This window comes from Microbulbifer sp. ABM4_008 (genome assembly GCF_056311705.1).
The window spans coordinates 3,025,577-3,039,703 of sequence record NZ_CM149970.1 but is presented as its reverse complement, the minus strand read 5'-3'; the positions used below and the strand labels follow the sequence as shown (position 1 = coordinate 3,039,703).

11 protein-coding genes are annotated in these 14,127 nt (G+C 47.5%); 5 read left to right on the top strand and 6 right to left on the bottom strand.

Translation table 11 applies throughout. The annotated features are described in order from the left end of the window. The first annotated feature begins 1 nt into the window (after position 1). From cobN to ACYX4J_RS12950, 4 genes are all read left to right on the top strand, one after another. A complete protein-coding gene (cobN, locus tag ACYX4J_RS12965; protein WP_476176777.1) occupies positions 2-3,943 on the top strand; it encodes a cobaltochelatase subunit CobN in 3,942 nt (1,313 codons plus the stop codon). Positions 3,944-4,227: 284 nt separating this feature from the next. Further along, positions 4,228-5,175: a hypothetical protein gene (locus ACYX4J_RS12960; RefSeq protein WP_444905683.1), complete on the top strand. Its 948-nt coding sequence runs from the start codon at positions 4,228-4,230 to the stop codon at positions 5,173-5,175. Positions 5,176-5,787: 612 nt separating this feature from the next. Then, the gene (locus ACYX4J_RS12955; RefSeq protein WP_444905682.1) at positions 5,788-6,465 is read left to right on the top strand and encodes a hypothetical protein; all 678 of its coding nucleotides are present in this window, start codon (positions 5,788-5,790) and stop codon (positions 6,463-6,465) included. Between the two features lie 232 nt (positions 6,466-6,697). Further along, positions 6,698-7,468, top strand: coding sequence for a zinc-dependent metalloprotease family protein (locus ACYX4J_RS12950; RefSeq protein WP_444905681.1), 771 nt, complete (start codon positions 6,698-6,700; stop codon positions 7,466-7,468). 105 nt (positions 7,469-7,573) lie between these two features. Here ACYX4J_RS12950 and ACYX4J_RS12945 read toward each other — a convergent pair whose 3' ends face one another. The 3 genes from ACYX4J_RS12945 to ACYX4J_RS12935 all read right to left on the bottom strand — a co-directional run bounded on the left by ACYX4J_RS12945 (position 7,574) and on the right by ACYX4J_RS12935 (position 9,506). Next, positions 7,574-7,930 (bottom strand): DUF4870 domain-containing protein, encoded by a 357-nt coding sequence (locus ACYX4J_RS12945; protein WP_444905680.1) that lies wholly within the window; start codon positions 7,928-7,930, stop codon positions 7,574-7,576. Between the two features lie 46 nt (positions 7,931-7,976). After that, positions 7,977-8,723, bottom strand: coding sequence for a metallophosphoesterase family protein (locus tag ACYX4J_RS12940; protein ID WP_444942088.1), 747 nt, complete (start codon positions 8,721-8,723; stop codon positions 7,977-7,979). 87 nt (positions 8,724-8,810) lie between these two features. Further along, positions 8,811-9,506 (bottom strand): LysE family translocator, encoded by a 696-nt coding sequence (locus tag ACYX4J_RS12935; RefSeq protein ID WP_476176776.1) that lies wholly within the window; start codon positions 9,504-9,506, stop codon positions 8,811-8,813. Positions 9,507-9,569: 63 nt separating this feature from the next. Here ACYX4J_RS12935 and ACYX4J_RS12930 point away from each other — a divergent pair, with 63 nt between their 5' ends. After that, the gene (locus ACYX4J_RS12930) at positions 9,570-10,646 is read left to right on the top strand and encodes an FAD-dependent oxidoreductase (RefSeq protein ID WP_476176775.1); all 1,077 of its coding nucleotides are present in this window, start codon (positions 9,570-9,572) and stop codon (positions 10,644-10,646) included. Positions 10,647-10,654: 8 nt separating this feature from the next. On the opposite strand, the gene ACYX4J_RS12925 is transcribed toward ACYX4J_RS12930, so the two are convergent. The 3 genes from ACYX4J_RS12925 to ACYX4J_RS12915 all read right to left on the bottom strand — a co-directional run bounded on the left by ACYX4J_RS12925 (position 10,655) and on the right by ACYX4J_RS12915 (position 14,015). Beyond that, positions 10,655-11,872 carry a phytanoyl-CoA dioxygenase family protein gene (locus ACYX4J_RS12925; protein WP_476176774.1) on the bottom strand — a complete coding sequence of 406 codons (1,218 nt, stop codon included), beginning with the start codon at positions 11,870-11,872 and terminating at the stop codon, positions 10,655-10,657. 270 nt (positions 11,873-12,142) lie between these two features. Continuing rightward, a complete protein-coding gene (locus ACYX4J_RS12920) occupies positions 12,143-12,403 on the bottom strand; it encodes a hypothetical protein (RefSeq protein WP_444905675.1) in 261 nt (86 codons plus the stop codon). A gap of 178 nt (positions 12,404-12,581) precedes the next feature. Then, the gene (locus ACYX4J_RS12915; protein WP_444916169.1) at positions 12,582-14,015 is read right to left on the bottom strand and encodes a hypothetical protein; all 1,434 of its coding nucleotides are present in this window, start codon (positions 14,013-14,015) and stop codon (positions 12,582-12,584) included. Positions 14,016-14,127 lie beyond the last annotated feature (112 nt).

Genomic DNA, 14,127 nt, shown 5'->3' with positions numbered 1-14,127 from the left:
GGTGCGTAATAAACTGTGGGCACAGTTTGTGTGCCTATTGATGAGCTTGGCTTTTGCAACCTTTGCCCAGGCCAGTGATAAACCCAAAGTACTCTTGATGATGTCGAGCCACACGGCCAAGGCAAAAGGTACATTGCTGACTGATCTCTCTGCAGACCAACCCTTTGAGCTGGAGATCTTTAACAGCAAAGGTAAGAGCGATGAGGAAATTGACCTGGCCTGGTCTTCCGCTGAACTGATAATGCTGGATGGCATCAACCCGGCGCTTTCTGCTTTTATGTTTGGCAAGTTCCAGCCAATGCTGGCCAAGCATCCGCAAGTTCCGGTGATTTCCCTGGGGGATGCAGATAATAAGTCCATGAACCAGGGGTTGGCAGAATTCGAGCATCGGGCGATTGCCGCTTATTTTAATAATGCGGGCCGCAAAAACTACCGTCATATGATGCAGTTTTTGTCGGCAGAGGTATTTGAATTTTCCAGTGGCTCAGTACCGGAACCGATAATTGTACCCAAGGTGGGTTTTTATCATCCCCGCTTGGAGCAGCTTGTCACCGATAAAGAGGAATTTTTCTTTGACTGGTTAAAGCCCGCTGAGCAGCAACCAGTGATTGCCGTGGCCATCCATCGCTCCGTGGTGGATTACGAGCAGCAGCAGGTTGTCGACACCCTGTTGAATGGTCTTGAGGCTAAAGGTGCCAAGGCTTTCGCCTTCTTCTTTGAAGGCGAAGACTTGCCGCTTTCCTATCCAGAATTATTGCAAACCGAAAGCGGCAATACCCGTGTTGACTTGATGATTAATTACCGCTCCCTGCACTATGTCAGCAAGCGCCGCGCTGAATTTGAGAAGTTGGGAGTGCCGGTTATTCACGCGCTCAATTACACCGAGGGTAGTGAAGAAGAATATTTTGCTGATAATAGCGGTGTATCTCCATCCCTGACTCCATTCTTCCTGGTAATGCCTGAAGATACTGGCAGCATCGATCCGGTGATTATCGCTGCTAATAAAGACGGCAATAAAGTAGTGATGGATGTACAGATGCAGGCCTTGATAGAGCGCGCCTGGAATCACGCCTCCCTCGTTTATCAAAGCAACACCAATAAAAAGGTGGCAACGTTTATTTGGAACTACCCGCCCGGGGAAAAAAATATCGGTGCGGCTTTCCTGGATGTGCCCAGCTCAATTGAGTCGATTGCCCAGGCAATGCGCGAAAGAGGCTATGAGGTACATATCAGGGATTCAAAAACCCTTATCGATTGGGCCGGGCAGTTGTTGCGCCCTTATTATCGTCGCGAAGACAGCGTAGCCTTGATCGATAAAGGGCTGGCTGATTGGATGCCGCTGTCCACCTATCAAGCCTGGTTTGACCAACTGCCTGCAACTGTGCGGGATCCTATTGTAGAGCGTTGGGGCAAGCCAGAAGACAATGCCATGTTGGCCGAACATAACGGCGAGCCTGCATTTGTTATTCCCCGGATGACCCTCGGCAATTTGATTGTGTTGCCGCAAGGCGTTCGCGCGGACAATGCCAAGGATCACTCTTCCCTATACCACGATATGAAAACCCCGGTGAATCACGCCTACCTGGCGGTTTACCTCTATGCGCGGGAAACCTTTGGTGCCGATGCCTATATTCACCTGGGAACCCATGGCTCCCAGGAGTGGCTCAGTGGCAAAGAGCGGGGCCTGTCGGTTTACGATGCACCTAGTTTGGCCCTGGGAAATATCCCGGTGTTCTACCCCTACATTATCGATAATGTGGGAGAGGCTATGCAGGCCAAGCGCCGTGGCCGTGCCACCATGATCAGCCACTTAACCCCAGGCTTTGCGAAAGCGGGCCTATATGCGGAAGTGGCTGAGTTGTCCGAGTTAATTGGCAATTACCTGGTATTGTCTGAGGGGCAGACCCGGGCCAATACCCAAGAGCGTATTATCGGTCTGGCCGAAGAGCTCAATATGCTCAAGGATCTGGAAATCAGTGCTGAAGCCTTAAGTGCGGATTTTGATGGCCAACTGAGCCGCTTGCAGGATCATTTGGGTCAATTGGCAGAGATGAGCCAGCCGCTGGGCATCCATCGTTTTGGTCAGCTGCCCAAAACCGAACACCTCACCAGCACCATCCTGCAAATGTTGGGTGAAGGGTTTATCACCGCAGCGGATGAATATGAGGTGGAGCACGGGTTGCGTTTGCCGGAAGAGCAAACCCGGGACGAGCGCAATGTTGTGGCTTTGGAAGCGCAGGCGGGGTTCCAGTTGCTGGATACCTTCCTAGAGGGCGGTGAGCTGGAGCAGGTTCCTGAGCCCTTGCAGGCCCAGTTGGACCAGGCCCGGGAATACTCCGATAACTTTGCCAAAATTGCCGAGCTGGAAAACCTGATGTCGGCACTCGATGGTAACTACATTCCTGTAAGCCATGGGGGTGACCCGATTCGCAACCCACAGGCGGTGCCCACCGGCCGTAACCTGATTGGCTTTAACCCGGCTAAGGTGCCGTCGAAGGAAGCCTATGAAGCTGGTGTACAGCTGATGGACCAGACCATTGCTGACTACCATGCAAAGCATGGCCGCTTCCCGGACAAGTTGGCATTTTCCCTGTGGTCCCTTGAAACCATGCGCCACCAGGGAGCCCTGGAAGCCCAGATCCTGCACGCCCTGGGCCTAAAACCCAAGTGGAACCAGCAGGGCAATGTTACCGGTACAGAAGTTATTCCCTATTCGGAATTAAAGCGCCCGCGTATTGATGTCGTAATCTCTGCGACAGGCCTTTATCGGGATGCCTTCCCTAACGTGATGCTGTGGTTGGCAGAAGCCATCGATAAAGTGGCGCAGATGAAAGAAGACAATAACTTTGTCTACCGCCACAGCCAGGCATTGCAACAGCAGCTGCTGGAAGACGGCAACAGTGAAGAGGATGCTCGCTATTTGTCATCGGTGCGTATCTTCTCCAATGAAAGCGGCAACTATGGAACGGGCCTTGCCGCCGCCAGTCTGGCCTCTGACAGTTGGGAGGGGGATGACAAGCTCGCTAACCTCTATATGCGCCGTATGGGCTTTGCCTATGGTAAAGATGAATCCCGCTGGAGCGAGGATCAGCGCAGTGTTGAGCTGTACGGCAAAGTGCTGTCTGGCACTGATGGGGTGATTTTTTCCCGCTCCACCAACCTCTACGCCATGATGACCAATGACGATCCCTTCCAATACTTTGGCGGTATCGGTCTGGCGGTTCGCAATCTGGATGGCGCCACGCCGGAAATGTATGTTTCCAATTTGCGTCGCAAAGATAACGTAAAAGCGCAAACCCTTGCGGAGTTCGTCAACCAGGAAATGCGCAGCCGTTACTTCCACCCCCGCTGGATTGAGGCGATGCAGGATTCCGGCTACGCAGGCGCTACCGCTATCCTGGATCGCGTCAACAATATGTGGGGCTGGGAAGTAATGACCCCGGAAACCATTCGCGACGACCAATGGCAGGAAATGTTTGAAGTCTACGTGGATGACAAATATGAAATGGACATGCGCGAATTCTTCGAAGAGCACAATGCCGAGGCCCTGGCCCAGATGTTGGAGCGAATGCTGGAAGCGGTGCGCAAGGGATATTGGGATGCGAAGCCTGAAACCCTGGAGAAAATGGTAGAGACCTACACCGAGCTGGCAAATCAGTTTGATGTGGCTACCGACAATGACAAGTTCAAGGAATTCGTCAATCAGCAGGCACTAGGGTTCGGCCTTGCGGCCCTGGCCAATGCCCAGGTATTGGATAACCCTCAGGTTAACAGCGCCAATGCTGCGCAACAGGTCAGTGGCCAGAAGCTGGAGCAGGTTGCAGAGCCGACTCCCAGTGATAAGCCGGAAAAGCTGATATGGCTACTGTTGATGGCTATAGTGTTGGCTGGCTTTGTCAGCGGTTTCTTTGATCATAAGTGGGTGCGAACCAAGCCCGCTTAATGCCCTTCTTTAACGGCACCCGATCTGCTTAAAGCCGGGTGCCGTTAACCCCCCTCTGCTTTACCCCTTTCGTGTAAATAATCTTAAAGCTGCCTCGGCTACAGGGTTAAGAATTGTTGACCCCGGCAACTATTACTCTCTTACTGTGTTAGCTTTCTATATAGAAGGTGAAAAGTGCATTTTGATTACTTTGTAAATCATTAAGCTTGCAGCTTGTAAGATTAATAGGGCTACAGCTTGGTGAGCTTCTGACTAAAGCTGTCTCTTGAAAGGAGGTTGGAACGATGGGAAAACGGTATCAGGCGGCCTTCCTGGGCCTTATATCGATTACGGCAAATGCCTGGTCTCTGGAAAACCCTTACTCGAGCAATGGGGCGGTGGCTGAGGGTTCTGCCAAAGTAGAAACGGAGAACCTGTTTTCCTGTGCTTCTGGTCGCTCCCGGTTGTCGCCAATGGGGGTGAAGCAGGTAGAGGGCAAAGCCTTTACCGTTCCGGCTGAAGTGAATTACAGCAAGCGGTACTTTGCTGGGGATCTCTATAACCAGTGCTCTGGGGTCACTCCATCCTCATTGGATGATATTGATCTTACAAAGGTACCGGTGGTCGATATCGACAAAGAAGGTGAGGTGGTTACCGGTTATATCTTTGCCGACAATTATTTTGAGCTATATATCAATGGCAAGTTAGTTGCTGTTGATCCGGTTCCATTTACGCCGTTTAACTCCAGTGTGGTTAAGTTCAGGGTGAAGAGACCCTACGATATCGCTGTAAAAGCGGTTGACTGGGAGGAGAACTTAGGGGAAGGCACAGAGAGTAACAGAGGTGTCCGCACCCATGCCGGTGACGGTGGCTTTATTGCAAGCTTTTCAGATGGTACCAAGACGAATTCAAAGTGGCATGCACAAACTTTTTATACAGCACCTATTTATGATTTGGGGTGCTTGAAAGAGCGGGGAGAAGAGCGAACCTCCTCGGACTGTGCTGAGAGGCCCCCAAAACCAGGTGCACAAGTCTATTCTCTGCACTGGGATATTCCGAAAAATTGGAAAGTCGACGATCGCTATCTTTCTTGGCCTTATGCGACAGAGTACTCGGAGCAGCAGATAGGTGTGGACAATAAAAACGCGTATATGAATTTTCGGGAACAGTTTTATGGCAGTGGAGCTAAATTTATCTGGTCAAAAAACATAGTCCTGGATAATTTGGTGTTGTTGCGCTATCGAGTTGAGTAACAGTGTCGTCATTGGCCAATTAATTGCTGTGCGTTGAAGTCACTGCGCACAGCTTTATCTCTACCCAGCCAAGAATAAATAGATTGTCTGAATTGCCTGCCTAGTTACGATTTTCCAGTTTGTCCTTATATTCACTTTTTCTCACAGAAAATTCCATTCCAAAATGGAATAGAAATTTGAGCTTCAACTTTTTTCTTCTATTGCCTTTCGTACACTGAAATTATTAATTCTGCTTAAAAATCTACCAAATTTGTTTCTTGTGAAACTTATTTTTTGGTTTTTTGTAGGTGACTCCTGATCGTATTTGGGGGAATCTCGCCACTGGTATTTGGCTTGAACTAATTTGGTGTAAAAAGGGTTTTCGTGAAATATGTCTGCTTTAATTCCGACGTTCCCCACAGTTTTGAAAAATAATTTAGATTCTGTTCAATTTTTATGAAAATTATGTGAAAAATTTCCCAAAAAAAAGCTGCGTGATAATTAGGATCGATCGTCTCAACTAAATATCGAATGTTAAGAATCGTAAAGATGCCAACATGAGGTAGGGCTGGTTAAGCTGTCGATAGGACGTGCTTTGCCGTTGCACGTAGCATTATTTTGAGAGAAAAGCTTGTGAGAAAAATAATTCCTCTCGTCGCCATTGCAGTGGCAGCAGGGTATTTCGTTTGGGCCAAAAGCCAATCTGAAGGTCAAAAACCAGTCGCTGAGCTAGAAAAGCCCAAGCCAGCTATCAGTAAATCTGCTCAAAAAGCAGAGCCGCTTAAACCTGAGGAGGTTCAGGTGGGTGAAGAGGAGCTCCTCGAAAGTGATGAAGAAAAAGCACTTTGGGTTGAGTCAGAGCTGGCCAGGGAAGCTCTTCATGAAAATGGTCGCCTACCCGTAGATCTCAATGGTGAAACCTATCTCGAGCTGGATATTGATATGCTCCGGAATCTCACTGTTGGTGATTACGTCGACATTGACTTGCCAGGTATTGAAGGTGATTACGATGCTCAGGTTGGCAGTATCGAAGAGCATGCCAGCGGCAACAAAAGCCTACAATTAAATTTTCCGGGGATGACTCGCCTGCATGGCGCAACTTTTACGCTCGGAGCAAATTCTGTTTATGCACAACTAAACTTACCTTCCGGATCATATACTATGGAAGCTCAGGGTAGTTATGCGTGGATAGCGCCTAATGGTGCATTAATTAAAAACCACGTAGAGAAACACGATAAGGATATGTCCTCGGAAGCACCTCGTGAAAAGACCTGGTCGGATGACGATGTTCCGCTAAACGACTTCAAATAAGAAGAAATTGATTCAAGGTAATTATGCTTTGAGTTAATAGTCAGGCAAAGGAAGGCCCAAGAAAATCCTGCAGATACCGGGGGCTCGTCTCCTCAGGCGGTTAAAAGGCTAGGGATAGCTTTTTGATCGAGTCAGGGTATTAAAAGCGTATTGTTACTCCTTTGGGCAGCAATTTTATTTAATTGCTGGGGGAGGAGTGTGCACTACTTATTATAATAAAAGGAGTCTTATAATGAACCTGAAGAAAAGCCTGGCTGCTGCTATTGCAGCACTGACCGTTTCTGGCGCTGCGAGTGCCGATACTGTCGATATCGCTATTATGTACACTGCACCAGCTGCGGAGTATACCGGTGATATCTCAGCCAAAATCGATAACTATATCAGCTATGCCAACAATTCCTTTTCAAGGAATGGTGTTGATATCCAGTTGAACCTGGTAGACACCTGGCAAGCTTCCAGTTCAGATTTTCGTGTAAACGAAGAGACCCTGGACCTGATTACCTTCCACAACACTGTGAATAACTGGCGATCCTCTGAAAAGGCGGATATGGTGGTTTTCCTGGGTAAAGCTGAAGAAACCGTAATCGACGGCAATACTTACATTACCTGTGGTATTGCCTGGGTTGGACAGGGTAGCAATGGCACCATGTACTCCAGCGCAAAAGAGCGTGCTTACAGCGTAACTGGCGTTGACTGTGGTTATAACACCTTCGTTCACGAGCTGGGCCACAATATGGGTCTGGTTCACTCAACCAAGCAGGGTGATACCTCTGGTGGCGTTTACTCTTACGGTATGGGTCACGGTGTAGACAACAAGTTCTCTACCATCATGGCTTACCCTTGGAGATACGGCGAAAACGTTACCCAGTACGATTGGTTCTCTGATCCTGACTGGTACGAGTGTGGTGGCTTGGCCTGTGGTGAGCGCTCAAACGGCGTAGACGTTTCAAACGCTTACCGTGCTCTCGGTCCTATCACTGATGATCTCTCTGGTTACTACTAATCGGCACTAATTTGCTGAAAGTAATTGTAGAGATTACTGGCTTATAGCCAAGGGAAATCGGGAGGTGCTCTCCCGATTTTCCATCTGAAAAGAACGGTTAATTAATTAACCAAAAAACCGAATACTGAGTGGGTAGCGCCAGAATAGGCCTTCATTGGCCCGGATTGCACCAATCACAATAAATATAACATTGATTATTGCTAATGCAATCAGCCCCAAAATACCGATAACAAAAAATATCATTATGACGGAAATTATAGAATAGATAAGCAGGCTTAACATCCAGTTAAATATCATCTTGCCGTGTTTATCGATTTCTTGAGAGCGGTCCCTTGTTGTTGCCCACATAATAATGGGTAAAACAAAACCAGCACCAGGAATTACGATCCAAGCCAATTGACTTAGATGAAGCAGCATTATGAAGGTATTTAGTTCCATATCCCAAGGGCGATAATCTTCCATTTGGCGACTTTCCTTTTGATTCAATGTCCTATGCAAGCTGACTTACCTAGCTGGCTCGTCCGGTTGATAGATAGAAACCCCAGTCATCTCTCCCTTGCGCAATAGCAGCTTGAACAGCTTTATCTGTATCATAACTTACCTTAAAAAATTCTGCGCTCCAGGCTCCATTTTTGCTTCTCTCTATCAGGGCGTAACTCGCATGGGGGCTAAAGGTTTCCATTATATGGGGTTGCGGTTCACTGTCAGTGTAAGCCGGTAGCCCAACGCTGCCTGGATTTACGACCAGCTGGCCACTACCGACAGAGACACAGCGTGGTTGATGTGTATGCCCACATAGAATGACTTTTGAGGAAATCTTTCCAAGGAGGTTGAGGATTTCATGGTTGGAGCGTATCTGGGGGCGGCCGCTGCTGGTATCTTCCAGCAGATATATGAGGTCACTACTGGGTGTTCCATGGCAAAGAAAGACTTCATCGGTGATTTGTAAGCTGGGTGGTAACTGCTTCATCCATAATAGTGGTTTAACACCAAGGTCTTTCAGAATAAATTGCAGGGTTGGGTTGCTTTCTATTTCGGTAGATGTGGCTTCATATATTTGCCGGTCCTGATTACCGCGAATTGTCGTGTAACCTTGCTCCATTAAGCGTTCATAGGTGAGTCGTGGCGCAATAGGGCCATATAAAATATCACCCAGGTTCACCGTTAGATCGGCGCCTCTCTTTTTTAGATCAGCAACAATGGCATCGAGGGCATAAACATTGCTATGGATGTCAGACAGGACCGCTATTCGCATTGAGCTCTCCGCTGGACTGCTGAAAGTACTTTGACTGCCGCTATATTTTCACAGAAAGCTTCCTGTCGTCCATAAAACTATAAAAAATCAGCGGTCAAAAGCCAGGCGAGAGGCCAAGCCGAGGAAAATAACTCCAAGAAAACCATCCAGGTGCCGCTGAATATTGGCCTGTGTAGCAAGAGATTTTCCCAGCTTGCTAAACGATAGGGATACCAGGGTGTTAAAAGCCAGCGCTGTAATGCTTAAGAGTACGCCCAATACAAGGGTTTGGGGCGTGATTGCTTGGGATGATACGGTAAATTGAGGCAGGAAAAGGCTAAAGAAAAGTAGGGCTTTGGGGTTCATTAGGTTGTTGAGTAAGCCCCGGGCGATCAGCTGTGTTGCCGGCAGAACCACGGTATCTGGTTGGTTATTTTGTGTCACTCTATTTGAGCGCCAGTTGCGAAGGAGTGACAATCCAAGCCAAATTAAATATACGGCGCCTACCAGTTTTACTACCAGTGCTACCAGAGGCATCGTCTGCATGATATGTCCGAGTCCGAGAGCAACTAGCGCCGTTTGCACCATCCCGGCAGTAAAAATGCCCAATGAGATCATTGCTCCTGCAGTAAATCCGCGAGCCGAAGAGTAAGCAGATATTAACAGTAGGTCAGGACCAGGGGAGGCCGCTAGAACAACCGCTACGATCAAGAAGGCGGATAAAATACTGAGGTCGATCATATGAGGGGTGCCCTGAAATTGCGATTTTATCACAGCAGGTGAGTTTACTTCTATGATGGCCATGCCTTGCTTTTTCCCAGGCTTCTACAATAAAAGTGAGTTCTACGACAGGGTGCAATGGTACCAGTGAGCCATATAGACCGGGTGTTAGTGGTTGGTGCGGGTCCAACGGGGTTGGCGGCAGCTTGTGCTTTGTCATTCTATGGAATCAAATGCCGAATAGTTGAACGCCGTACCAAGCCCAGTGAACTCTCTCGGGCAGTCGGTATTTTTCCCTGCACCATCAGGCGCCTTCTTAAGGTGGGCGTTTCAGATAACTTGGTCTCTGAGGCGGTGCGACTCTGCAAAGTTCAATATCTTCAAGCGGGTAGGCCGCTGTTGTTTTTGGATAACCGGGGCGATGCGTATAAAGAGTATGTGGGCTTTGGGCTGCCGCAATATCGCACTGAGGAGATCTTGAAGGACGCTCTGCTCACGCAGGGTGTTGTAGTTGAATACGGTATTGCCGCTACTGAGGTGGACTCTAGCGAGCGCAGAGTGGAAGTCACCCTGTCTGACGGTAGTGTCGAATGCTTTGACTGGTTAATTGCTGCTGACGGAGTTCATTCAACTATTCGTGAAAAGCTGGGCATTCCCTTTCCGGGTATAGATTTGCCACAACCTTGGGGGGTTGCTGATGTGGACACAGAGGGGGAGTGTGACCCTGACTTGATTAGTGTAGATATTCAGAAGCCCGGCAATCAATTTACTATTGTTTTGCCCATGGGGAAGCAGCGATTAAGAGTAGTTGCTACCCAGCCAGATGCATTAGCAGCCTTACATCAACCGTTAAACATCAGTAATATCCGCCGCTCCGGTAGTTTTCAAATTTCCATTCGCCAGGCGAAAAGTTATCGCTCCCAGCGCGTACTTTTAGTGGGAGATGCCGCTCACTGCCATTCTCCGGTAGGTGGTAAAGGTATGAACCTGGGTATTGCCGATGCGATAGCTGCGGTTGATGCCATTATAAACGGCACAGTAGATAGTTATTCTGATGAGAGGCATAAAATAGGCGCGGCGACTATCCGGAAGACAGAAATTATTAGACGAATTATTAGTTCAAATGCCTGGGTGAATATAGAGTTGGTTCGTATTCTGGCAAAGCTTATTGTAACTTTCCCTGTAGTGCGACATGCCTATATCCAAAACCTGACAAAGCTCTAAGAGGTTGGTTATTCCTTAAGGATTTTGTTGTAGCCATAGGTATCATTGCCGTAGACCTGGAAAGTGCTGACGTCGGGAATATCATATTCAATTAAACCCTCGTCAGTTGAATACATGTCCTTGCCATAAGGGGCTACTTTTACGTGGTTAGCAGTGCATCTTGCTACAAAGGAAAATCGCCCTTGAGTCTTACTGCTGTTTGGGTATGAGGCATGCATGTTTAATGATGAGAAAATCAAGCACTCTCCAGCCTTCATCTTAATATCCTTTACTTCGAACTGGTCAAAGAAATCTTCTCCAATCAACTTGAGAGCAGTAAATAGGACAAGAGCACTTTTGTTAAACGTCCTTCCATAAAAAGCGACCTTTACTGCGTGGTATAGATAAACTGGCGACAGGGGTAGTAAGGATAAGTAGAATATCTTGTTATTGGGCGTAAAATTATAAAGATAGTCGATCCTGGCGTCGGTAAAGGAGCCTGCCAGTATCCGCAAACATCCATTTTCGGGGGTGGAATCTGTGAGAGCAACCCAAGCATTTAGTTGGATTATTGCTGGAGAAGTTTCTTGAGTAGGTTGTAACTTCGTATATTTCCCGGCCTCTCTAAAAGTTGCATTTTGGTGCCAAGGGGTTTCGTCGGTTCCTGGTAATTTATGAAAGAACTGGCTGCGCCAACACAAAACTTCATGTCCGAGAAGGCTGGCGAGACGTTGGGATATTTGGGGCTTTCGGATCAACTCCCGAAATGGCTTAAGTCGCAGTGCTTGGTACAATCCCGCATAGTCTATTGACCAGCGTCCATGTTTCTTCTCTATTTGGGGAATATGCTGCCCCAAATAACAAGTACCCTGGAAATCACTGTCGTACTCCTCTAGGGCCAGTACCTTCAGTTGTTCGGCCCCCTTTTTGTCAATTGCTTGGAAAGGGGGGAGATATCCATTCTGCTCAAAAAACGAGAGGTCTCCATCGCTGAGAAAAAAGTTGTCATCTCCCCCTGCATTTGACCATTTTCTTGGTAGGTTTATCTTTAAGTCTTTTAGCTGATCAAGTGTTTCTAATAGCTTTTGTTTTTTAGTTTTCTGCCAGGGTAGGATGAATACTCGATAAAGTAGTATTGTTGTGACTCCAGCTAATATTTTGAGGTGCTGAATATTTGAGATTGGAAAATTAGCAGTGTCCGCCAGGTTGCTCATTCCTCTGAACATTTTTTTTAGTGTATCGCTCACCGATTTATTCCTGCGATTAAGAGGTTGTCAGGCAAAATTTGGGGTCAATATTGAATCTGTCATGAACCTGTTTTAGGTGTCATTATTCGTTCATTAATACTAGGCAATTACTGAACCGCCTGTTGGCGCAATAGTTTGGAGTGTATCCTAGGTCGAGGAAGACGACATGATCTATGGGAGAAAGGGGGGTATTATTGGCCCAGGTCTTGGTAATCAATTGCTAGGATTATTGATTGCCAAATTTAGGACCTGTTGGGGCATTCTGTGTTACTAGCAGCAGTTTGATGCTGCTGATTCTTTAGCGCAAACACGGTTTTCATTTTTCTGGCAGATACTGGTGTCATCCCCAAGAAAATTCAACTCCAGCCTGCGAGCAGCTTGATAATTTCCTGCCAGCTCATCTGCAATAGAGCGAACCTGCTCATATCCCGTCAGCATTAGGAAAGTAGGTGCCCGACCATAGGATTTAATACCAGCAATATAAAATCCCTTATTATGATGGGATAGTTCCTCAGCGCCATGTGCTTTCATCGAGCTACATGAGTGGTGGTTTGGTTCTATCATTGGAGCAAGGACCTTAGGCGCCTCTACAATATGATCTATATCATGTAACGAATAGCCATAATAGGTTTTGTTAATGTATTTTCATCCGCTTTGAAGTGTGATTTATGGTGCCAAGAGATCCTTTTACGGAATGCTTGTGATGTTGTCATGCGATATTGAATATCAGTGAATCTAAAACGCCCTTGCCACTATGCACGCCACCCTCCATTTCCTGAGAGGATTTACTTCGAACTAAGTAGCCGGCAAAACCTTGTTCTGAAGTAGCTGGTTGACCATTGAAATGAACCGTAAACATACCTATTTCACTGATTAAATCGCCTACTAAATATAATTCAGAGTCTCTGACTACCAGGGCGGGGTTGCTTCTAGGGGGCGGGCTCAAGCGTGGCATTAGTGCCCAGGCAGGGTATTCGTCTACTGAGAGCTGTTTGAGTTTCAGCTTGATATCCTGGCCAAAGACACAGTGCCCGCCGCCTTCTCCCTGATTTTTGAGCACCCACTTAGAGGCGTTCTGCTGACCGAACCATTCTATCGTTTCTGATGAAATTGGTTGCATGTCGCCAAGTAATGACTTGATTAAAACCGCTTCATCCTGGGATACATTGAATCCGGTTAGCATTTCTACTGACATGGACGAAAGGATCATTTGTACACGCTTGCTGGTAGCCAGTTGTTGGCTTACGGTTGCATTAATTGCGATCCGATGGCTCTCAAGCAAAATTCGCGATTGCATCAGTGTTTCACAGCAGCGCTCGCTATCCAGGTCTTTGGCGACATAATCACAGTAGTTGTAGCCGGCTCGTAAATACACGCAATCTACAGGGCCTACTCCTTGCAGCAAGAGCCTATTGTTGGGGCCTGTTACCAGGCCCGCTTTGAGTTCACGAAAGGTCTTTCGTACCGTACGAATGCCTTTTTCAGCTAAGGCATATTCAAGAAGGTGTTGGTCGAAGACATTGTCTTCATGCTCCTGTATCACCATTAGAAATGTTGGGCTGCCACCATCTCCAAACTCGCTTTTGATGGCTCTTGTCGCATCGGCAAGGCCTTGGGAGAGTCGCTCAATTGCTGGGTTCTCTATAGGTTGGCCGTTCGAAGTATTGGACCAATCGGAATAGGTCTCAGGACTTTGCGAGCGGATGAATTGGTGCAACTCGTAAATACGCTGCCCAAAGGGCCCCATTCCTGCTGCGATTCCATTGAACTCAATGAGCTTTGGTCCCTGGCTCTCATCGTCCATAAAGTCACTTCTCATAATCAGGAGGGGGAGGCGGGGCGCATTTTTTATTTGACCATGCATGGCGAGTAAGGCACCGAAAAACGGGTCTCCATGTGCAACAGGCCTGATAGCTTCGTGAAGAAATTGGTGATCTTCTGAGACTTGATGGATCAGCTTTCCCAATAGGGGTACTGCTTTCTTTAACGTCTCAAACCGTTCCAGGGCGATAGTACTTGGGGTAAGGCTAAAAGGAACATGGCTCGCTGAGCCACGACTAGATTTGAAAGCCAGGCCATGGGCAAGCCCCCACTCTACCGCTTCATTGGCTGCCTGAATGGCGTTTGGATGGCTCTTTTTCATGGTTTCCACTGGCCTTTGTATGCTGGGGGGCACAACTCAGATTATATGATATTTCTAGAATAATGGAAATATAAGTGTTAAGTAAAGGTGTGTGTTCGAGTTATTTCCGAGG

Coding starts and splice junctions, on each gene's coding strand:
- ACYX4J_RS12920 (WP_444905675.1), bottom strand. CDS start 12,403: ATGAAAGCACATGGCGCTGAGGAACTATCCCATCATAATAAGGGATTT.
- ACYX4J_RS12960 (WP_444905683.1), top strand. CDS start 4,228: ATGGGAAAACGGTATCAGGCGGCCTTCCTGGGCCTTATATCGATTACG.
- ACYX4J_RS12950 (WP_444905681.1), top strand. CDS start 6,698: ATGAACCTGAAGAAAAGCCTGGCTGCTGCTATTGCAGCACTGACCGTT.
- ACYX4J_RS12915 (WP_444916169.1), bottom strand. CDS start 14,015: ATGAAAAAGAGCCATCCAAACGCCATTCAGGCAGCCAATGAAGCGGTA.
- ACYX4J_RS12935 (WP_476176776.1), bottom strand. CDS start 9,506: ATGGCCATCATAGAAGTAAACTCACCTGCTGTGATAAAATCGCAATTT.
- ACYX4J_RS12940 (WP_444942088.1), bottom strand. CDS start 8,723: ATGCGAATAGCGGTCCTGTCTGACATCCATAGCAATGTTTATGCCCTC.
- ACYX4J_RS12945 (WP_444905680.1), bottom strand. CDS start 7,930: ATGGAAGATTATCGCCCTTGGGATATGGAACTAAATACCTTCATAATG.